General features: G+C 68.1%; 17 protein-coding genes and 2 pseudogenes. 11 read left to right on the forward strand and 8 right to left on the reverse strand.

Annotation, left to right across the window (positions count from 1 at the left end; all coding sequences use genetic code 11):
• Position 1: 1 nt before the first annotated feature.
• Genes AB0G15_RS33420 through AB0G15_RS33430 form a run of 3 tightly spaced genes read right to left on the reverse strand, consistent with a single transcriptional unit; the run spans position 2 to position 2,654 of the window.
• The gene (locus AB0G15_RS33420; protein ID WP_362847595.1) at positions 2-1,222 is read right to left on the reverse strand and encodes a sensor histidine kinase; all 1,221 of its coding nucleotides are present in this window, start codon (positions 1,220-1,222) and stop codon (positions 2-4) included.
• Positions 1,219-1,941, reverse strand: coding sequence for an ABC transporter permease (locus AB0G15_RS33425; protein ID WP_362695496.1), 723 nt, complete (start codon positions 1,939-1,941; stop codon positions 1,219-1,221). The genes AB0G15_RS33420 and AB0G15_RS33425 overlap by 4 nt, the downstream gene beginning before the upstream one ends.
• Entirely contained in the window at positions 1,941-2,654 is a 714-nt protein-coding gene (locus AB0G15_RS33430) for an ABC transporter ATP-binding protein (protein ID WP_362847597.1), read from the reverse strand. The genes AB0G15_RS33425 and AB0G15_RS33430 overlap by 1 nt, the downstream gene beginning before the upstream one ends.
• Before the next feature lie 206 nt (positions 2,655-2,860).
• Between AB0G15_RS33430 and AB0G15_RS33435 the strand changes: the two genes are divergently transcribed.
• The 4 genes from AB0G15_RS33435 (at position 2,861) to AB0G15_RS33450 (ending at position 7,892) form a co-directional block, all read left to right on the forward strand.
• Entirely contained in the window at positions 2,861-3,706 is an 846-nt protein-coding gene (locus tag AB0G15_RS33435; RefSeq protein ID WP_362847600.1) for an ABC transporter ATP-binding protein, read from the forward strand.
• Between the two features lie 56 nt (positions 3,707-3,762).
• Positions 3,763-4,566 (forward strand): ABC transporter permease, encoded by an 804-nt coding sequence (locus AB0G15_RS33440; protein WP_362847603.1) that lies wholly within the window; start codon positions 3,763-3,765, stop codon positions 4,564-4,566.
• A gap of 66 nt (positions 4,567-4,632) precedes the next feature.
• Positions 4,633-4,920, forward strand: coding sequence for a DUF5988 family protein (locus AB0G15_RS33445; protein WP_362847606.1), 288 nt, complete (start codon positions 4,633-4,635; stop codon positions 4,918-4,920).
• A gap of 212 nt (positions 4,921-5,132) precedes the next feature.
• A complete protein-coding gene (locus AB0G15_RS33450) occupies positions 5,133-7,892 on the forward strand; it encodes an AAA family ATPase (protein WP_362847608.1) in 2,760 nt (919 codons plus the stop codon).
• 16 nt (positions 7,893-7,908) lie between these two features.
• On the opposite strand, the gene AB0G15_RS33455 is transcribed toward AB0G15_RS33450, so the two are convergent.
• A complete protein-coding gene (locus AB0G15_RS33455; RefSeq protein ID WP_362847611.1) occupies positions 7,909-8,838 on the reverse strand; it encodes a UbiA family prenyltransferase in 930 nt (309 codons plus the stop codon).
• A 346-nt stretch (positions 8,839-9,184) separates the two neighbouring features.
• Here AB0G15_RS33455 and AB0G15_RS33460 point away from each other — a divergent pair, with 346 nt between their 5' ends.
• The 5 genes from AB0G15_RS33460 (at position 9,185) to AB0G15_RS33480 (ending at position 15,689) form a co-directional block, all read left to right on the forward strand.
• Complete coding sequence (locus AB0G15_RS33460; protein ID WP_362847613.1) at positions 9,185-10,864, forward strand: 2-isopropylmalate synthase; 1,680 nt, start codon at positions 9,185-9,187, stop codon at positions 10,862-10,864.
• A gap of 331 nt (positions 10,865-11,195) precedes the next feature.
• Positions 11,196-12,299 carry a sensor histidine kinase gene (locus AB0G15_RS33465; RefSeq protein ID WP_362847615.1) on the forward strand — a complete coding sequence of 368 codons (1,104 nt, stop codon included), beginning with the start codon at positions 11,196-11,198 and terminating at the stop codon, positions 12,297-12,299.
• A complete protein-coding gene (locus tag AB0G15_RS33470) occupies positions 12,286-12,933 on the forward strand; it encodes a response regulator transcription factor (RefSeq protein WP_362695512.1) in 648 nt (215 codons plus the stop codon). Before AB0G15_RS33465 ends, AB0G15_RS33470 begins: the two co-directional genes overlap by 14 nt.
• Positions 12,934-13,022: 89 nt before the next feature.
• Positions 13,023-13,775, forward strand: a complete 753-nt coding sequence (locus AB0G15_RS33475; RefSeq protein ID WP_362695514.1) for a 4'-phosphopantetheinyl transferase superfamily protein — start codon at positions 13,023-13,025, stop codon at positions 13,773-13,775.
• Positions 13,776-13,946: 171 nt separating this feature from the next.
• Positions 13,947-15,689 (forward strand): biotin carboxylase N-terminal domain-containing protein, encoded by a 1,743-nt coding sequence (locus AB0G15_RS33480; protein ID WP_362847617.1) that lies wholly within the window; start codon positions 13,947-13,949, stop codon positions 15,687-15,689.
• A 348-nt stretch (positions 15,690-16,037) separates the two neighbouring features.
• On the opposite strand, the gene AB0G15_RS33485 is transcribed toward AB0G15_RS33480, so the two are convergent.
• The 3 genes from AB0G15_RS33485 to AB0G15_RS33495 form a co-directional block, all read right to left on the reverse strand.
• Positions 16,038-16,652, reverse strand: coding sequence for a TetR/AcrR family transcriptional regulator (locus AB0G15_RS33485; protein WP_362847620.1), 615 nt, complete (start codon positions 16,650-16,652; stop codon positions 16,038-16,040).
• Between the two features lie 107 nt (positions 16,653-16,759).
• The gene (locus tag AB0G15_RS33490; RefSeq protein WP_362847622.1) at positions 16,760-17,299 is read right to left on the reverse strand and encodes a DUF6461 domain-containing protein; all 540 of its coding nucleotides are present in this window, start codon (positions 17,297-17,299) and stop codon (positions 16,760-16,762) included.
• A gap of 454 nt (positions 17,300-17,753) precedes the next feature.
• Positions 17,754-18,041, reverse strand: coding sequence for a hypothetical protein (locus tag AB0G15_RS33495; protein ID WP_362847624.1), 288 nt, complete (start codon positions 18,039-18,041; stop codon positions 17,754-17,756).
• 405 nt (positions 18,042-18,446) lie between these two features.
• On the opposite strand from AB0G15_RS33495, the pseudogene AB0G15_RS33500 reads away from it, so the two are divergent.
• Positions 18,447-18,542 (forward strand): annotated as a pseudogene (locus tag AB0G15_RS33500) (tyrosine-type recombinase/integrase); the annotation flags it as partial.
• A gap of 132 nt (positions 18,543-18,674) precedes the next feature.
• On the opposite strand, the gene AB0G15_RS33505 reads toward AB0G15_RS33500, so the two are convergent.
• On the reverse strand, positions 18,675-19,076 hold the full coding sequence (locus tag AB0G15_RS33505) for a VOC family protein (protein WP_362847627.1): 402 nt from the start codon (positions 19,074-19,076) through the stop codon (positions 18,675-18,677).
• A 78-nt stretch (positions 19,077-19,154) separates the two neighbouring features.
• Here AB0G15_RS33505 and AB0G15_RS33510 point away from each other — a divergent pair.
• Positions 19,155-19,304, forward strand: a pseudogene (locus AB0G15_RS33510) (DUF3027 domain-containing protein); the annotation flags it as partial.
• Between the last annotated feature and the right edge of the window lie 58 nt (positions 19,305-19,362).

Genomic DNA, 19,362 nt, shown 5'->3' on the forward strand with positions numbered 1-19,362 from the left:
CTCACGCATTTCTGGAGTCGGCGGTGATGGCGGGCACCGTAGCAGAGACACCCGTTCCCTGGCCGAGAGCGGTCTCGATCTCGAAGTCCCCGGCCAGCCGGGTGACGCGCTGACGCATCGCGACGAGCCCGAATCCACCCGCGATGGACGGTTCCACCGTCTTGGGGTCGAACCCGGATCCGTCGTCGCGCACGTCGAGCACCACCACATCCTCCATGTAGGACAGGGTGACGGCGACCCTGCTGGCCGAGGCGTGCTTGCCGACGTTGGCCAGCGCCTCCTGGGCCACCCGCAGCAGGGTCATCTCCACCTCGGCGTGCAGCGGCCTGGCGTCGCCGGTGACCGACACCGGGACCGGCACGCCCGACGTCTGCGACCAGGTGGCCGCGACGTCCTCCAGAGCGGTCGCGAGCTGGGCCTCCTCCAGCGGGGCGGGACGCATCGCCAGCACCGACCGGCGAGCCTCGTTGAGGCTGTCCCTGGCCAGCGCGCGTACCGTGTTCAGCCTGGAGCGGGCGGCGGGCACGTCGTCGATGACGTTCTCGGCGACCTCGAGCTGGGTGAGGATGGCGGTCAGCCCCTGGGCGATCGTGTCGTGGATCTCCCTGGCCATCCGCTGGCGCTCGCTGAGCACGCCCGCCTCGCGGGCCCGGGTCAGCAGCTGTGCCTGCAGGTTCGAGTTCTCCTCCGCCATGGCGGCCAGCTTGGTGCCGGTCGCCTTCAGCTGCGCGATCATCACCTTGCGCTGCTGGTTCTGCTTCGAGATGGTCTGGATGAACAGGCCGACGGTCGAGGCGATCAGGACGGCGACCAGGAAGGAGAAGATCAGCTCCGCCGGCGGCCGGGACTCGGGACGGACACCGACCAGGACGGCGGCCGTGGCGGCCACCCCCACGTAGGCCGTCCATCCTCGGAGCAGGGTGAAGGCCTGGATGAACGCGCCGGGGCCGGCCACCGTGAACACCGGGTCGATCCTGATCAGTGCCGCGATGAAGGCGAGCATCACGACGAAGTAGACGATCGCCACCGCCGGCCGCTCGATCCGGCTGAATCGCGATGAGACCATGAACCAGTGCCAGACCCCGGTGCACACCGCCAGGACCACCACGTCCGGCCGCCAGTCCCGCAGCAGGGCGAAGACGGTGGGCAGCAGGATGAAGAGGTACGGCAGGGCCGGCCAGGCGCGGTCCCATCGCGAGACGTTGGGCTCGATGGTCGTCACCAGCGGAACGCCTTCAGCGCGAACCCGCCCGCGACGATGGTGATCGCGACCAGCACGGCCAGGGTGAGCGGAGACGCGGGCTGGCCCTCCCACGCGGCGCGGACGGCCTGGACGGCGGGGGCCATGGGGGTGAAGTCGCCGACGGAGCGCATCGACTCCGGCAGCGTCTCGCGGGCGCTCATGGCGCCGGAGACGAAGACCATGGGGAAGAAGGCGGCCAGCCCGATCACCGTGGCGGCGCGGCCGCTGGGCACCAGGGCGCCGATGAGCAGCCCGATGGAGCCGAGGCTGAGGGCGCCGAGGACCCAGGCGAGGACGAGACCGACCGGGTCGGCCGGCCCGCTCATGCCGTAGGCGACCAGGCCGACGACGGCGAGCAGGAGGCCGCCGAGCACGGCCAGCAGCATGTGCGCGACCCACTGGGCACCGAAGATCATGGTGGGGGCGGCCGGGGTGGCGCGCAGCCGCTTGAGCACGCGGCGTTCGCGGTACTGGGCCAGCGTGGCCGGCAGGACGACCAGGGAGGCCATGCCGATGACGAAGACGCTGAGCATCGGGACGATGGCCTCGATGATGGGCAGCCCGCTGGGCAGCGAGCCGCCGTTGCGCATCTTGATCCACAGGATGACCAGGGGGAAGGCCACGGCGAAGAAGGCGGCCATCGGGTCGCGCATGGCCAGTTTGAGCTCGATCGCGATGACGTTGCCGAGACCCTTCATTACACGGTCCTCTCGATGAGTGCGAAGTAGGCGTCGTCGAGGGAGCCGGAGGAGTCCCTGCTGAGGAGCTCGCCGGGGCTGCCCTGGTGGACGACGCGCCCCTGGTCGATGACGGCGATGCGGTCGCAGAGGGCGTCCGCCTCGTCCATGAAGTGGGTGACCAGCACGACGGTGACGCCGCGGTCGCGCATGGCGCGGATCAGGTTCCAGGTCATCCGGCGGGCGGAGGGGTCCAGGCCGGTGGTCAGCTCGTCGAGGAAGACGACCTCGGGGTTGCCGATCAGGGCCAGCGCGATGAAAAGGCGCTGCTTCCAGCCACCGGACAGCCCCGAGAAGCGGGCACGCTTCTTCTCGGTCAGCCCCCACTCCTCCATCAGGGCGTTCCAGTCGGCGGGCTTGTCATAGAAGGAGGCGTACATCCTCAGCGCCTCGCCGACCCTGATGGCGTCGGGCAGGGCGGCTTCCTGCAACTGGGTGCCGATGCGCTGGAGCAGCTCGCGCCGCTGCGTCTGCGGGTCCATGCCGAGCACGCGCAGGGTGCCGCCGTCGGGCCTGCGCAGCCCGGACGCGCACTCCACCACGGTGGTCTTGCCGGCTCCGTTGGGGCCGAGGATGCCGAAGATCTCACCTCGCTCGACCGTCAGGGTGACGTCGTCCAGTGCCTTGTGTGTCCCGTAACTCTTCTGCAGGCCGTTGATCTCGATGACTGTCATGTGTCGAGAATCCCCGCTCCACCGGGCCTTCGTAATCCACCGAACGGTTGATGGGGGTTCGCCGTCCCAGTCGGGGTTCCGTCGGCGAAGGCGGCGAATCAGGCCGTTGAGCAGGCGCGGATCGCCGTAGGGGTATCGAAGGGAGTAGATACGGGGTTCCGAAGGATGAATATCGCAAATCCTGCCAATCTCGAACCCTATGGAGCATGAGCGACACAGCAGTACGTGTACGTGAGCTGCGTAAGAAATACGGCGACGTATCCGCCGTCGACGGCATCGACCTGGACATCGCCCGGGGTGAGGTCTTCGCGCTCCTGGGCCCCAACGGCGCCGGCAAGACGACCACTGTCGAGATTCTGGAAGGGCACCGCCGCCGGGACGGCGGTGAGGTCAGCGTGCTCGGCGAGGACCCGGGCCGGGCCGGCCGCCTGTGGCGGTCCAAGCTCGGAATCGTGCTGCAGTCGGCCACCGACGCCGCCGAGTTCACCGTCCGCGAGACGGTGCACCATTTCGCGAGCTACTTCCCGCGCCCGCGCGACCCTGACTCGGTGATCGAGCTGGTGGGCCTGTCCGGCAAGGCGGACGCCCACATCCGCCACCTTTCCGGCGGCCAGCGGCGCAGGGTCGACGTGGCCCTGGGCGTCGTGGGCAACCCCGAGCTCCTCTTCCTGGACGAGCCGACCACCGGATTCGACCCCGAGGCCCGCCGCCAGTTCTGGGGCCTGATCTCGCTGCTGTCCGACGAGGGCACCACCATCGTGCTGACCACGCACTATCTCGACGAGGCCGAGGCGCTGGCCGACCGGGTGGGGGTGATCGCGAGAGGCAGGGTCGTCGCGTTCGGCGAGCCGGCCACGCTGGCCGGCCGCGCCGAGGCGGACGCGACGGTCAGCTGGTCCACCCCGGACGGGGAACGCCGCGTGAAGACCCCGACGCCCACGAAGGTCGTCGCGGAGCTCATCGCGCAGTTCGACGGGGAGATCCCCGACCTGACCGTCAGGCGGCCGACTCTCGAAGACACCTACCTAGGCCTTATCGGAGAACAGTTGTGACAACCACGTTGCCGATGCAACCGACGCAACCACCCGACATCCGACCGGTGCAGGCGGTGCGACTGCCCAGCGCCGGCCGGCTGACCCTCAAACGCGGCGCGATGGAGCTCAAGGGCTTCTTCCGCACGAAGAGCCAGTTCATCGTCATCTTCTCGCTCCCGGCGATCATGCTGATGCTGCTGGGCGCCATGTCGAGCAGCAGGCAGGGACTGCCCGGCGTCACGGGTGCCCAGATCCTCACCGCCGGCATGATCGGCGCCGGCATCATGGGCACGTCCTTCCAGAACCTGGGCATCAACATCACGCTGGAGCGCCACGACGGGACGCTCAAGAGGCTGTACGGCATGCCCATGCCGCGCACGGCCTACTTCGGCGGGAAGATCATCCAGGTCCTGGTGTGCATGATCGCCGAGGTCATCCTCCTGATCGCGGTCGGGGTGCTGATGTTCGGCATCAACCTGCCCACCACCGTCCACCAGTGGCTGACGTTCACCTGGGTCCTCCTCCTCGGCGGCATGGCCTGCACCTTCCTGGGCATCGCGATCGGCAGCCTGCCGAAGTCCACGCGCGGGGCCAACGCGGTGATCACGCTGCCCTTCCTCATCGTGCAGTTCTGCTCCGGTGTCTACATCCCTTTCTCCGACGTGCCGTGGATCCTGCAGATCTTCGCGTCGATCTTCCCGCTCAAGTGGATGACCCAGGGCATGCGGTCGGTGTTCCTGCCCGAGCAGGCGGTGGTCCTGGAACCGGCCGGCACCTGGGAGCTCCCGATGGTGGCCCTGGCGCTGGGCGTGTGGTGCGTCGTCGGCCTGCTCCTGTGCCTGAGGACGTTCCGCTGGACCGCGCGCGACAGCGCCTAGTCCTAGGGGCCGGTCGGGGGTGCCTTCTGGAAAACTGTTTTTTTAATATGTTGTAAAGGTCAATCCATGGAGGTGCCAGTGACTATAGCCCCCGGCTCGACACGAGAGGTTCACGCGGATTGCACAATTTCCGACCACGGCCCGTACGATGTCAACGTCTTTCTCCTCGGCGGACCCGCCGACTTTCCGGAGACTGCCCGGTCCCGACGGCTGGACAGGGCCGACGGAAAGGTCAAGATCCAGTACCGGAGCGGCTACGAGCATTTCGAGCGCACCGAGGAGCACTATCACCTCGGAGGCGACTGCCAGGGGCTGATCTACCGCTGGACGACCAGGACGAGGATCGCTGAATAATCAAGGACAACAGACGCCCGATTCCGTGCGCCGCGCCCCCTGAAATCCGGGCGCGGCGCTTTTTTGGTCGACCTGGGAATCGAAAGTTGTAGACCGGATGCTATTAAGGGTCACCCCGTTGTGGGTCTATAAGGGGCGGCGTAGCTTATTAATCGTGAACCGGTTCTGCGGACCATGGGAAATCGTTCTCACTCTCGTGAGGGGTGTTCGGTATGGGGTTCTTTGAGAGAGACGCGGCGATGGCCTCCCTGCAGGGGCTGCTCACCGAGACGATCGAGGGGAGGAGCAGGGTCGCGATGGTGACCGGAGTGGTCGCCACCGGCAAGAGCGAGCTGCTGCACGCCTTCGCCGAGCAGGTCTACGACCGCGGGGCGCTCCCGCTCGTGGCGACGGCGTCGAGGGGGGAGAGCGACCTCCCGCTCGGCGTGCTGGGACAGCTCTTCCACAACGCACCCCTGGGCGAGGGGCTGCGCGAGCGCGCGATGGACCTTCTGCGCGAGGGCGGCGGGCAACTGGAGACCCAGGTCGTCGAGGGGCTCTGCGGGGTGCTGCTGTCGCTGGCGGAACAGCTCCCGCTGGTGATCGTCGTCGACGACGTCCACGACTCCGACCGCGCCTCGCAGATGTGCCTGTCCTACTTCATGCGCCGGGCCAGATCGTCGCCGGTGATGACGGTGTTCGGGCACGCCGACTACCCCCACCAGACGGACAGGTTCTTCCCCACCGAGATCATCAGACAGCCGCACTGCACCGCCATCCGGCTGCATCCGCTCTCGCGCGGCGCCGTGCTGAGCATGGTGGGCGAGCACCTGGGGCACGAGACGGCCGAGCGGCTGGCGCCGGAGTGGCACGACCTCAGCGGTGGCAACCCGATCCTCGTGGCCGGGCTGCTCGAGGACTTCGCGAGGAACGGCACGGGAGCGCCGGCGGAAAGGTACGGCGAGGCCGTGCTGTCCTGCCTGCACCGCGTCGATCCGCCCCTGCTGGACGTGGCCAGGTGGGCGGCGGCGATCGACGATCCGGCGCTCGTCCACCGGCTGGCCCGCGCGGACACGCCGTCGGTGCCCCTGTCGATCCGCTGGTTGGAGACGGCGGGGTTGCTGAAGGACGGCCGGTTCCACCACGAGGCGGGCGAGGAGGCGGTCCTGGCCGACCTCGGAGCCGACAAGCGCCAGTACATGCACCGGCGCGCGGCCGAACTGCTGAACGGCGAGGGCGCCTCCGACCTGGCGATCGCCGAGCAGCTGAGCAAGGCCGACGACGCCGACACGCCCTGGGCCGTGTCCGTGCTGCGGTCGGCGGCCCGCCGCAGGCTGACCGACGGCGAGGTCGAGTCGGCCGTCGACTATCTCAAGCTCGCCCTGCGCGGCCGCCTGGACGACCAGGAGCGCACGTCGATCGCGACCATGTTGATGCGCGCCGAGTGGCGTATCGACCCGAAGGCGCCGATCAGCCACATGGAGGAGCTCACCGACGCGCTGCACAACGGGAGCCTGCGCGGCAGTGACGCGATCATCCTGGCCAGGGCGCTGCTGTGGCACGGCAGGATGGACGTCGCCTGCGACGTCCTGGAGCGTACGGCGGAGTTCGGCGACACCGACCCGCACACGGTCGCCGAGGGCGTGAGCACCAGGATGTGGCTGCGCTGCTCCGCGCCGCCGCTCCTGTCCCACATGAACAGCTGGGCGGGCAAGAACATCAGCGAGGCGGTGCTGCCGTTCCAGGTGAGCCGGCGCCTGGAGTCGATCAACGCGCTGGTCGGCGTGCTCACCGGCGGTCCCCACGACCGGATCGTGGCCACGGCCGAGCGGATCCTGCGCGGCTCCAACCTGGACGAGATGTCCATGGACACGGTGGAGAGCGCGCTGCTCGCCCTCGTGTACGCCGGGCGGTCCAACCGGGCGGCGCCGCGGTGCGACGCGCTGATCGCGGAGCTGCGTTCCGGGGGCTCGCCCGCCCGCCGGGCGCGTCTCACCGCGATCCGGGCGGAGATCTCGCTGCGCCAGGGAGAGCTCGAGGAGGCCGCGTCGTACGCCCGCCTGGCCCTGGAGATCATTCCTCCGGGCAGCTGGGGTGTGGCCGTGGGCGGACCGGCGGCCACCCTCATGCTGGCCGCCACCGCGATGGGACGCTACGACGAGGCGCTCGCCCAGCTCAACCAGGCGTTCCCGGAGGCGATGCTGCAGACCAGGTGCGGCGTGCGGTTCCTGCAGGCCCGCGGCCGCTACCAGCTCGCCGTCGACAACCCGGTGGCGGCGCTGCGCGACTTCCGGCTCTGCGGGGAGCTGCTGACCGCCTGGAAGATGGACGCCCCGGGGTTCGTCGCCTGGCGCACGGACGTGGCCGAGGCCCTCATCGCGCTGGGCAGGCACGACGAGGCCCGCGACCTGGTCGAGGAGCAGCTGAGCCGGTCGGGCGCCGGCTCGGAGCGCACCGACGGCGTCGCGCTGCGGGTACTGGCCGCCACCAGCGAGGTACGGCACCGGCCGATGTTCCTGCGCCAGGCCTCCGAGCATCTGCAGGCGTGCGGAGACCGCTACGAGCTGGCCAGGTCGCTGATCGACCTCACCGAGGCCTACCACGGCGTGGGCGAGTTCCGCAGGGCGGGCATCATCGCCAGCCGCGCGCGGGCCCTGGCCCAGGAGTGCGGTGCCCGCCCGCTGAGCCAGGCGCTCGCCGACGACGGCGGCGCGGAGGACGGGGACGGCGAGACGAGCAGGGTGGTCGCCATCCTCAGCGACGCCGAGCGCAGGGTGGCCGGCCTGGCCACGGTGGGCTACTCCAACCGTGAGATCGCCGCCAAGCTGTTCATCACGGTGAGCACCGTCGAGCAGCACCTGACGCGCGTGTACCGCAAGCTGAACATCACCCAGCGCTCGGACCTGCCGCCGGACCTGACGGCCCAGCCCGGCCGCGTTCCCGGTCTCGCCCGCGAGGGGGCACACCCGGCCAGGCCGGCCGCCGGCCGCTAGCGGCGTGACCGGCCGCTCACAGGAGCGGCCAGTCACGCACCACCTGCGGCACGATCACGCAGGCGTGCAGCACGTACTGGGTGACCATGAAGACGGCGTACGGCCGCCGCCGGCGCGGCCCGGGCGGGATCGGGGCGCGGCAGAGCAGGGCGACGGCCAGCCCGCCCAGGCACATGGCGGCCGCCGGCGGGTACAGCGACGGATCCCCCAGCAGCAGCACCCCCCCGGCGACGACGGCGGGCAGGGCGAGCGAGACGCCGACGACGGCCAGCCGCAGCGCACGCTCGCCGTGCACGACGGCGAACGTCACGCGGCCGGCCGCCGCGTCGCCCTCCAGGTCGGGCAGGTCCTTGGTCGTCGTACCCACGAGACCGGTCCAGAGCGAGGCGGCGAGGACGAACACGATCAGCTGCGTCGTCCCGAGGTCGATTCCCCCCGCGTAGGCGTGGGCGCCGGCGTAGTAGGTCAGGATGCTGGCCGTCAGCCCGATCGCGACCGTTCCGCTGGTCCTGCGCTTGAGGTGGAAGGGCGGACCGGAGTAGAGGTAGCCGAGGGCCAGCATGAAGGCGACCATCCCCACGTTCACCGGCCCCAGCGCCACGCTGATCGCGACGGCCGCGACCGCGGCCCCGGCCGCGACCGCGGTGGCGAAGGCCGGCGGTAGCTCGCCCCTCGCTATGGGCCGGCGCGAGCCGTTGAGCCGGTCCTCGCACACGTCCGTGACGCCGTTGTAGAGATAGACGGCGAAGACGGCCAGCGTCCATGTCAGCGCGCCCCACGCGGTCCTGCCCAGGTCGCCCTCGCCGGCGACGGCGGAGCTCAGCGACGCCCCGGTGAGGAAGCGCAGCAGGAAGTTGAACTGCACGGAGGGACGGGCCTCGGCCAGGCACAGCCCGGTGTGCCTGAGGGGGAGAAACCCAGTCGGGGAACTGATGCTCGTCGTCATCACTGTCAGCCCTTCCGCCAAACTGAAGATCGATGAGTGATCGTTTCCAGTCGTGTCCCTCGCCCGGGACGCATTCGTGGCAAGCGCTTACCGATAGAGGGGTCGTCGCAGATCGACGCCAGGTTTCGACCTAGTGTCACACACGGCACCCCCGCGCAGACATCCGATGTTTCACCCAGGAGCGGTCGGACGGGCGCACCGGGTCGAACTTTCGATACCCGAAATGATCCTTCGGTGCGGGAGGGGAATACTCCTGACCACTTGTCTTGACCGGGGAATTCAATGGCTATTTGGTAATGGTGAACATCCGAGGCAGTCGGATAATCTCAGTGAAGGAGATTGGGGAATGGGCGCGAACCGGCCTGTGGAGCGTTATTCCGATTTTACTCCCCTCGTTCTTCCCGATCGGACGTGGCCGGACGGGCGGATTAGTTCGTCGCCGCGCTGGCTGTCCACCGACCTCCGAGACGGTAACCAGTCGCTCGCCAACCCGATGTCCCCGGCGAGGAAGCTTCGGATGTTCGAGCTTCTGGTCGACATCGGCTACAAGGAGATCGAGATCGGATTCCCGGTCGCGAGCCAGGACGACCACGACTTCGTCCGCCTCCTCATCGAGGAGGACCGGATCCCGGACGACGTATGGATATCGGCTCTGGTGCCGGCGCGCGACGAACTGATCGAGCGCACCATCCGCTCCATGTCGGGAGCGCCCAGGGCCACGCTCCACCTCTACAACGCGACGGCCCCGCTGTTCCGGCGCGTGGTGTTCGGAATGGACCGGGAGCAGTGCAAGGACCTGGCCGTCCGGGGCACGGAACTCGTGAAGAAATATGCCGAAAAAGAGCTCCGTGGCGGCAATTTCCGGTTCCAGTACTCCCCTGAGTTGTTCAACGAGACCGAGGCCGACTTCTCCCTGGAGGTCTGCGAAGCCGTCATGGACGCGTGGGAGCCCGCTTCCGACCGGCCGATAATCCTGAACTTCCCCACGACCGTGGAGCGTTCACTGCCCTCCGTCTTCGCCGACCAGATCGAATGGCTCGACCGGAACCTGTCGCGCCGGGAGCACGTCTGCCTGTCCATCCACCCGCACAACGACCGGGGGACCGGGGTCGCCTCCGCCGAGCTCGCCCTCCTGGCCGGCGCCCAGCGCATCGAGGGCTGCCTGTTCGGCAACGGCGAGCGGGCGGGCAACGTCTGCCTCGTGACCCTGGGGATGAACATGTTCAGCCACGGCGTCGACCCCGGCATCGACTTCTCCGACATCGACAGGATCCGCGACACCGTCGAGTGGTGCAACGAGATCCCCGTGCACCCCAGGCACCCCTACGGGGGCGAGCTGGTCTACACGTCCTTCTCCGGCTCCCACCAGGACGCGATCAAGAAGGGCTTCGACGACCTCGAGCGCGGCGCGGTCGAGGCCGGCGGGAGCATCGACGAGCAGCCGTGGCAGATGCCGTACCTGCCGGTCGATCCCAAGGACGTGGGACGCACCTACGAGGCGATCGTGCGGATCACCACCCAGTCCGGCAAGAGCGGCGTCGCCTACATCATGAGCGCCTGGTACGGCATGCGGCTGCCGAAGGAGCTCCAGAAGGACTTCGCGACAGTGGTCCAGTCGAGCGCGGAACTACTCGGCAGCGAGCTCTCGCCCGAACAGGTCTGGGAGTTGTTCGAGAAGGAGTACATCTCCTCCGACGGCCCGGTCGGTGAGCCGTACATCGCCGGCGGGCGGGTCGCCGCGACACTCCACCTCGACGGCGCGGGGGAGCACGACGCCAGGACCATCGGCGCCAAGCTCGCCCCCTGGGGCATCGACGTACGCACCGTGCACCGCGCGGCAGAGGTGGACCCGGCCGGCGGCGCGCTCACGGGAGCCGCGGTCTACGCCGAGTATCGGGCCGGGGGTGCGACGGTCTGGGGCGTCGGCGTGGACACCTCCGCCGTGGGCGCGGCCCTGTCGGCGGTCGGGGTCGCCCTCAGGCGGGGCGGCAAGCAGGCGACCGCCGTCGTCACGCCGCACGTCTGATCAGGGACCGCTGATCAGGGACCGCTGATCAGGGACCGCTGATCAGGGACTGCGCACTCCCGGCCCCGGCCGCGGGTGCGCGGTTCGCGCTTCGCGGCATTGCGACGGCCTCACATTCGCCGCCGCCGAGTTGCTTCCAATATAAAAATGCTGACTATTTGTGAGATATTCAGTAAAGGGCCCGGGATAATTGAGTTAGGCTCGGGTTTTGCCGCTTGACTGCCCTGTTCACCCGGTGTCGGTTGCCTACTCGCCATCCATGAACCATGATGTGAACATCTGGGGAAAACCCGGAAACGCAGCAGGGGGCAGCAGGGAAGCAGGGGGCAGGATGGCGGAAGACGACGATGGAGTAGCCCGCACGCAGAGTCCGTCAGCTGCTCTTATCGAGGAGTGCCGAGCGGATATCCTCGCCAAGTACGAACAGGATCTGGAAGTCGTCGGCAGCGTCCTCGTCCAGGACGAGCAGGCGAAAGCCCAGGTCATGGCGAACGCCAATCAGATCCTGACCGATATCGCCGCCGCGCTGGACAACGGCCTTCCCCACTCCGACGAGTCGTTCCGCTTCCTGTCCTGGGATATCGGCCTGACCAGAGCAGCCACAGGCGTCCATCCGAAAGAGTCCCTGCTGGCCGCCTCGGTGTTCTTCCGAGCGGCCTTCACCATCCTGAGCAAGTGGATCCAGGACGACTCCGAGACTGACCGCCTGCTCAGGAACGTGGTCACCACGCTGGAGCAGTCCGTCTCGCTCCGTATCCGGGAGGCCGCGACCAGTTACGCGGGCTTCCTGCTCAGCAAGGTGCACGAGGCGCACGTGGCCGAGCGCGGGCGCATCGCCAGGGAACTGCACGACCGCATCGGGCAGAGCCTCAGCGTCGCCCACCGGCAGGCCGAACTCTGCGTCATGTACCGCACCAGCGACCCCGCCCAGGCAGTGGTCAAGATGGAGCGGGTGCAGGAGGCCATCCAGGAGGCCATGTGGCGATTACGGCAACTGACCTCCGACCTCCACCCCCTCGAACCGATACAGAGTTTGGAGAAGGCGCTGCTCGCGCATCTCGAGGCCATCGGCGTCGAGGACATGACGGCGGAGCTGGTGGTCAACGGTGACGAGGTCTGGGCGACGCCGGCCATCAGCGAGGAGTGCCTGCTGATCCTGAGCGAGGCGATACGCAACGCGCTCAGGCACGGCCGGCCGTCGGCCATCTACATCAGGGTCGACATCGCGCCGCACGAGTTGCGGGCGTCGGTGATCGACGACGGTTGCGGCTTCGACGTCAACACTCGTCCCGCACATCACAGTCTCGGGCTGGCCTCGATCCAGGAACGCGCCGCCCTGCTCGGCGGCATGGTCACCATAAGTACCGAAGTGGGACGGGGCACCCGAATCGATCTCGCCGTGCCATTACCGGGGTCCTTCGATGATCAAGAGTGACCACCCCATCCGAATAGCGATAGTCGACGACCACGCCCTGTTCCGCGAGGGGGTGCGAGAGATCCTGGAGGCGCAGGAGGACCTGGTGGTCGTGGGCGAGGCCGGTACCTCGTTCACCGCCCTGGAACTGGTCTCGCAGAAGCGCCCCGACGTGCTCCTGCTCGATGTCGAGATCCCCGGTGACGCGGTCACGCACACCGTCTCCCGGGCGCGCGTGATCTCGCCGGCTACCCAGATCATCATCCTGAGCATGTACGACGGGCCGCATCTCCTGCGGCAACTGCTGTCCGCCGGCATCCGGGGCTACCTGCTCAAGACCGTGCACCGCTACGAACTCGTCGCGGCGATCAGGAGCGTGCACTACGAACCCGACCGCCTCATCCTGGTCATCTCCCCGGAGAGCCTCGCCCAGATGGAGACCGCGCGCACCGAGGTTCTGACGACCAAGGAGCGAGAGGTGCTCGAACTGGTCGCCCAGGCGTACAGCAACAGGCAGATCGCCTCCCGGCTGAACACCACGGAGGCCACGGTCAAGCGCCACCTGCGCAACATCTTCGTGAAGCTCGGGGCCGCCTCACGCATCGACGCCGTCAACCGGGCGATCGACGCCTCGCTGATCACACCGACACGATGACCCCGTCCGCCCCCTGATCAAGTTCTGCGCGACCCCAGAAGGGCGTCGTGGCGATTCTCCTGCGTTGAGGGCCTCCCTACAGTGAAATTGTGAACGCCGAGGCTTTGATCGCGAACATTCTGCCCCCATGGGCGATGGCTGCCGACACCTTCGAGGACCACGCCGATGCCATGCTCTTTCCCGCGGAAGCAGAGGTGATCAGCAGGTCCGTGGCGCAGAAGCGCGCGGAGTTCGCGACGGCCCGGATGTGCGCCAGGAAGGCCATGGGTGCGCTCGGCCTGCCCCCGCAGCAGGTGCTGCCCGGCGTGCGCGGCGAGCCCCAGTGGCCCAAGGGCGTCGTCGGCAGCATCACCCACTGCACGGGCTACCGCGCGGCCGTGGTCGGCGCGAGCAGCGAGGGGCTCACGATCGGCATCGACGCGGAACCCGACAAGGGCATCGCCAGCGGGGTGCTGGAGGCCATCTCCAAACCCGAGGAGCGCGAGGCCATCCGGGCCCTGAACCGGGACCACCCGGGCCCGTCCTGGGACCGCCTGCTCTTCAGCGCCAAGGAGTCCGTCTACAAGGCGTGGTTCCCGCTGACCAGACGCTGGCTGGACTTCGAGAGCGCGACGGTGACGTTCGACCCGCTGCGCGGCACCTTCTACGCGCGCCTGCTGGTGAACGGGCCCAGCGTGTTCGGCCGCCCGCTGACCGGGTTCCGCGGCCGCTGGATGGCCAGTGAAGGGCTGATCCTCACCGCCATCGCCATATCGGCGCGCTCCGACCGCGTGCAGCACCGGGACCGGGCGCACTACAGGGAACAGGCGCGCTACAGGGAGCGCGCGCCGTACAGAGTCTGAGCGGCGGCGGGGACCGGGCGCGGCCAGGGAACCGGGCGAAGCACAGAGAACGAGCGAAGCACAGAGAACGAGCGAAGTACGGAGTCCGGGCACGGCGCAGAGACCGAGCGCGGTGCGGAGTCCGAGCCACACCCGAGGTCGTCGGTCACCACGTTCACGGAGGAACGCGTGATGAGGAAGGTCCTGATCGCCAATCGCGGTGAGATCGCCGTAAGGGTGGCCCGTGCCTGCAGGGATGCCGGGCTGTGCAGCGTGGCGGTCTACGCCGAGCAGGATCTGGACGCGCTCCACGTCAGGATGGCGGACGAGGCGTACGCGCTGACCGGTCAGTCGCCGTCGGAGACGTACCTGAACATCGCCAAGCTGCTGCGGATCGCCGCGCGGTCCGGCGCCGACGCGGTCCACCCCGGCTACGGCTTCCTGGCTGAGAACGCCGACTTCGCCCGCGCCGTCATCGACGCGGGGCTCACCTGGATCGGGCCGCCCCCCGAGGCGATCGCGGCACTGGGCGACAAGGTCCAGGCCAGGCACATCGCGGCCAGGGTGGGCGCGCCACTGGTGGCGGGCACCAGGGAGCCCGTACAGGGCGCGGCGGAGGTCGTCGCCTTCGCACGCGAGCACGGACTGCCGATCGCGATCAAGGCCGCGTACGGCGGCGGCGGGCGCGGGCTGAAGGTCGCCAGGACGATCGAGGAGATCCTGGACCTGTACGACAGCGCGGTCCGGGAGGCCGTCACCGCGTTCGGCAGGGGCGAGTGCTTCGTCGAGCGCTACCTGGACCGTCCCCGGCACGTGGAGACCCAGTGCCTGGCCGACAGGTACGGCACCGTGGTCGTGGTGTCCACCCGCGACTGCTCGCTGCAGCGCCGCCACCAGAAACTGGTGGAGGAGGCGCCCGCGCCGTTCCTCGACGCCGAGCAGACCGAGATCCTCTACACCAGCTCCAAGGCGATCCTGAAGGAGGCGGGCTACGTCGGCGCCGGCACGTGCGAGTTCCTGGTGGGCCAGGACGGCACGATCTCCTTCCTGGAGGTCAACACCCGCCTGCAGGTCGAGCACCCGGTCTCCGAGGAGGTGACGGGCATCGACCTGGTGCGGGAGATGTTCCGCATCGCCGACGGGGAGCCGCTGGGCTACACCGACCCGGCGGTGCGCGGCCACTCGATCGAGTTCCGCATCAACGCCGAGGACGCCGGCCGCAACTTCCTGCCCGCCCCCGGCACGATCACGCGCATGAGCACCCCGTCGGGCCCCGGAGTCCGCCTCGACGCGGGCTACGAGGCCGGGAAGACGGTGCCGCAGACCTTCGACTCGCTCGTGGCCAAGCTCATCGTGACCGGGCAGAGCCGCGCGGCGGCCCTGGAGAGGTCGCGGCGGGCGCTGGCGGAGCTGGAGATCGAGGGGATGCCGACCGTGCTGCCCTTCCACCGCGCGATCGTGGCGGACCCGGCGTTCACCTCCGAACCCTTCACCGTCCACACCCGCTGGATCGAGACCGAGTTCGACAACACCATCCCGCCCCACTCCGGAACCGGCGACATCGAGGTGGCGCGACCTCGCGAGAAGGTCCTCATCGAGGTCGGCGGCAGGCGGCTGGAGGTGGTGCTGCCCGCGGGCTTCGGCTCCGCCGCACAGGCTCCGGCGCCCAGGACGCCGCGGCGCGGCGGCGGCATGGCCAGGCAGGCGCCGGCGGGGGGAGACGCGCTGGTCAGCTCCATGCAGGCCACCGTCGCGATGGTCGCCAGGATCGACGGGGACCTGGTCGACACCGGCGACCTCGTGGTGGTCATCGAGGCCATGAAAATGGAGCAGGCCATCACCGCCCACAAACCAGGCATGATCACCAACCTCGGCGTCACCGCGGGCCAGACCATCGCCTCCGGCGCCGTCATCTGCGAGATCGTCGACATGTGACCCCGGCGCCGGGGCCGGGGACCCGCTCGCGGGCGGCCCGCCCGCCCCGCACGCGACTGCCTGAGTTCGATCTCGTGGAAGAGCGCCGGATCTCCGCTGTCACGATGAACGGCCACCCAGCGCGAGCAGTGCAACTGCTGGCCCGCAAACGGTGATCCGGTGAGCCGTGCCGAGCCGTGCGGCTTCTCGCGCGAGGCCGCGTGCCGTTCCCGGTGACGGGAGGAGCCGAACGGGTTGATTCACTGTTTCGGACGGTCATCTCGCCCGGGTACGCCCCCGCACCCATGAGCACGCTGGGGGTGACCTCAAAGGCCGGTTGCGAAGAGGAGACCCCACGGTCCGTGGCGCTCAGACGGTTCCTGCCCCGGGTCGAGGAGCCGTGGAGCCGGCACGGAACCGCAGGATTCCCTCGATTCCCTGGATGAACGTCTCGCGGACCGCCGCAGGGTCGGACAGGCAGCCCGCCGCCATCGCGCCGTCTCGCAGCATGACGAAATGCCGGCCCGCGGGCTCGGACGGCGTCTCTCCGGTTTGCGCGAGCAAATCGACGATGGTGCGCAGGAACCACTGGCGGTGCGCGAGGACGGCCTTGTGCACGGGATGCCCGGGGTCTGGATACTCCGCCACGGCGTTGAGGAAGGCGCAGCCGCGAAATCCGGGCGACTCGATGTCCTCGGCGATCGACCTGGCGATGGTTCGTACGATGTCGGCCGCCGGCCTGCCGCTGCCGAGGGCTTCGCCGACCCGATCGCGGATGGCCTGGTCGGCTCCTTGCAGATACGCGACGACGAGTTCGTCCTTGCTGGGGAAATGCCGGTACAACGTCGCGCGGGTCACCTTCGCCTCCGCGACGATCCGATCGATCCCCACGGAGTGGAGACCTTCCGCGTAGAAGAGCCGGGTGGCAGTCCCGAGCAGCCGCGCTCGCGCTTCGGACACCTGACCTCGAGTGTTCTGCACCATTGCCGGGAGTTTAGCAGATAGAACGTTCGGTATCGGCGCGCGTCCGGCACGTGATCAAGGCTGGGTCGTCTACAGGGGGAGAACACGGCAGCGGTTGTGGATGCAGGTCATTGGAGATGGTCGCTTGCGCCGATCAGGGCGTCCCGGGCGTGGTTTCTCCGTGAGAAACGCACGCCGGTGGCACGGGAGGCGAAGGCGAGAGCCGCGGGGACGGCGTTCTCGGTGAAGTCATCACGGTCGAGGCCCAGTTCGTGAAGGTCGGGAAGAAGATGTTCGGGGACCTCTCCGGAGCGATAGGAGTAACCGTACAGACTGAACTCGGTGATCAGATCCCCGTCGACGAGGAGGCTGAAATCTTCGCCCTTGATGTTGGCGAACACCGTGGCCATCGTCGTGCCCGACGACAGCAACCCCGGCGCCGTGCCCCCCGACGTGCCCCATCCATAGTCGATCAGCACTGTTCCTCCGTCGGCCGCGTAAGCTTCGACTCCGAAATCGCCGACGGTTCCAGGAACGACGTCGATCCGGTGCAGAACTTCGCGAGGGGTGAGGCCTTGCACGAAGCTGGCACAGAGCCAGGTGTCACCGGCACCATCGGTGAACTCTTGATAGAGCCATTCGTACTCCCCTGCCGCCGCACCGCTCATCAACACGCCTTTCCTGAAGGGGCAAACCTGCGATGATCTTCGCAGAGGAGACCGACATCTGTCCGGTCCGGGGTGTTCCGTCCTTGAGCTGTCAGCTGGGGAAGCCTCCGGCCAGGTCGAGTGCTGAGCTGGGAAGCGCTGACCTGCGGGGGAGTGCCCCGAATATCCGCGTCTCCCCGTGAGTCCTTCTTGATCACCCTCCTGGCGGGCACGCAACATCACCCTCTCGGCGGGCACGCGACAGGCGCGGGAAACGTCTGTGTCTTCGTCGCCCTGTCGCTCGGTAGGCAGGGGCCGGGGAACGAAGTCCCGGACCGTCGATGACCCCCAGCCACGTATGGCGATCGTGAGGATCGCAGTGAGTCTTGTCAGTCCTTTGCCGAGCTGTCACGAAACGGCGGCGCGGCGTCCGTTGATCAATGCGGTGAACGCTTGCCCAAGGCCGCCGGCAGGATCAACGTGATGAACGCTCGCCCAGGGCCGCCGACAGAATGCCGACTGGTGTGGTGACGGCTATCAGCGCCAGGAAGGGCAGCATGTCGATACGGATATTCATTTGCGGCTGGTAGGTGCTCATGTACCACTGGTCAAGGGCGGCCAAGAACCAGGCCGCAGCCGGTAACAGCAGATGGCGAGACCCCGGTCGCGTGCGACGTAGGCCCAGGTAGAGCGCCACGAATATCAATCCGCCGAGAGTCAAGGGCAGGGTCTGATACAGCATTCCGATCACGTCGTAGATCATAAATCTTCCATTCTGGTAGATTTATCGGAGCTGTACCAAGGCAGGCTGGAATCGGCTTTCTCAATGCTCGGCCTGGCATTCGGCATCATCTGCCTGCGACGGCTCCGGACCTCATCCTGAAACCATAATGAAGAGGTATGTTCGACGCGAGAGTGTAACGCCTCGAACCAGTCGGCGGCCGTATCTGTTTCCGCGACCCGTCCAAGCGACATGATCGCGGGCACACCGAGTCCGAGGTTCGCCAAAGCGGGACCTCAGAGGGCACCCCTTGCTCGTCTTTTGTGCCGGGCATGCGCACCAGTCCTGTGTCCGGTCATCGCCCCGTTCTTCCCATGCTCCTGTCGGCCCCGAGGAGAACCTCGAACCACCTTGTACGGCACGCGGTGAGACGCGTGCCACACGGGCGCAACGCTCCTGCTCGAACAGGGGGTGGACATCCGGGTTGTCCAGGCATTCCTCGGACACTCCCAGCTCACCACGACCAAGCCGTACACCCACATCACCGAGACGCTCGCGATCGAGGCGGCGGGCCGGGCTGACAGAGGAAGCCCGGCCCTTCGATCGCCGTCAACCGCTTCGCTGATCGGCCACAGCGCGATCGCGACCTGTACGGGAGCGGTGGGTGACCCATGGCTAGGACCAGATCAGGCCCTGGTCGGTCCAGATGACGCCCTTGTTGCGGCACAGGCAGAAGGGGTGGCCGATCGGGTCGGTGTAGACCCGCCAGCCGTAGCCCTCGGGGCCGATGAAGTCCTGCTGCAGCGTCGCGCCGAGGTCGAGGACGCGACGCTGCTCGGACTCGATGTCGTCCACTTCGAAGTCGAGGTGGAACTGCTTGGGGTGCTCACTGTCGGGCCATTGCGGAGCGCGGTAGTCGTCCACCCGGATGAAGGCCAGCTCGACCTCGCCGAACGTGATGCTGGCCCAGTTCTCGTGGCTGTCTTCCTTGACGGGGCGGCCAGTCACCTCGGAGTAGAAGGTCGCCAGCTTCATCGTGTCCGGGCAGTCGATGATGAAATCGGTGAATCGCAGCATCCCGAGATCTTTTCACAAGATCTTTGGTATAGGCCCTGGCCACAGTACCTGGAGGAGTGGTACTACGCCCAGTGCGGAGGATGCAGTTTCTGGATCGCGTTGAGCGGTCAGCTCGGCTTGGACTACGGGGCCTGCACCAACCCCGCCTCGTCGTTCGACGGGCGGGTGCGGTTCGAGCACGACGGCTGCGTGCGGTTCGTCGGCCGCGAGGACGGCTCGTTCGGGTAGCAGCCCCGGTCAGGTGGCCTGGACCCGGATCACTACGTCGCGCAGGTTCTCATCAGTG

The sequence above is a fragment of the Streptosporangium sp. NPDC023825 genome, assembly GCF_040639575.1.
In the GTDB taxonomy this organism is placed as follows: Bacteria; Actinomycetota; Actinomycetes; order Streptosporangiales; family Streptosporangiaceae; genus Streptosporangium.

What these genes read in the sequence shown, in the direction of transcription:
- AB0G15_RS33505 (WP_362847627.1), bottom strand. Translation starts at nt 19,076, where the DNA reads ATGCTGCGATTCACCGATTTCATCATCGACTGCCCGGACACGATGAAG.
- AB0G15_RS33470 (WP_362695512.1), top strand. Translation starts at nt 12,286, where the DNA reads ATGATCAAGAGTGACCACCCCATCCGAATAGCGATAGTCGACGACCAC.
- AB0G15_RS33490 (WP_362847622.1), bottom strand. Translation starts at nt 17,299, where the DNA reads ATGAGCGGTGCGGCGGCAGGGGAGTACGAATGGCTCTATCAAGAGTTC.
- AB0G15_RS33465 (WP_362847615.1), top strand. Translation starts at nt 11,196, where the DNA reads ATGGCGGAAGACGACGATGGAGTAGCCCGCACGCAGAGTCCGTCAGCT.
- AB0G15_RS33480 (WP_362847617.1), top strand. Translation starts at nt 13,947, where the DNA reads ATGAGGAAGGTCCTGATCGCCAATCGCGGTGAGATCGCCGTAAGGGTG.
- AB0G15_RS33450 (WP_362847608.1), top strand. Translation starts at nt 5,133, where the DNA reads ATGGGGTTCTTTGAGAGAGACGCGGCGATGGCCTCCCTGCAGGGGCTG.
- AB0G15_RS33460 (WP_362847613.1), top strand. Translation starts at nt 9,185, where the DNA reads ATGGGCGCGAACCGGCCTGTGGAGCGTTATTCCGATTTTACTCCCCTC.
- AB0G15_RS33425 (WP_362695496.1), bottom strand. Translation starts at nt 1,941, where the DNA reads ATGAAGGGTCTCGGCAACGTCATCGCGATCGAGCTCAAACTGGCCATG.
- AB0G15_RS33455 (WP_362847611.1), bottom strand. Translation starts at nt 8,838, where the DNA reads ATGACGACGAGCATCAGTTCCCCGACTGGGTTTCTCCCCCTCAGGCAC.
- AB0G15_RS33485 (WP_362847620.1), bottom strand. Translation starts at nt 16,652, where the DNA reads ATGGTGCAGAACACTCGAGGTCAGGTGTCCGAAGCGCGAGCGCGGCTG.
- AB0G15_RS33445 (WP_362847606.1), top strand. Translation starts at nt 4,633, where the DNA reads ATGGAGGTGCCAGTGACTATAGCCCCCGGCTCGACACGAGAGGTTCAC.
- AB0G15_RS33430 (WP_362847597.1), bottom strand. Translation starts at nt 2,654, where the DNA reads ATGACAGTCATCGAGATCAACGGCCTGCAGAAGAGTTACGGGACACAC.
- AB0G15_RS33435 (WP_362847600.1), top strand. Translation starts at nt 2,861, where the DNA reads ATGAGCGACACAGCAGTACGTGTACGTGAGCTGCGTAAGAAATACGGC.
- AB0G15_RS33495 (WP_362847624.1), bottom strand. Translation starts at nt 18,041, where the DNA reads ATGATCTACGACGTGATCGGAATGCTGTATCAGACCCTGCCCTTGACT.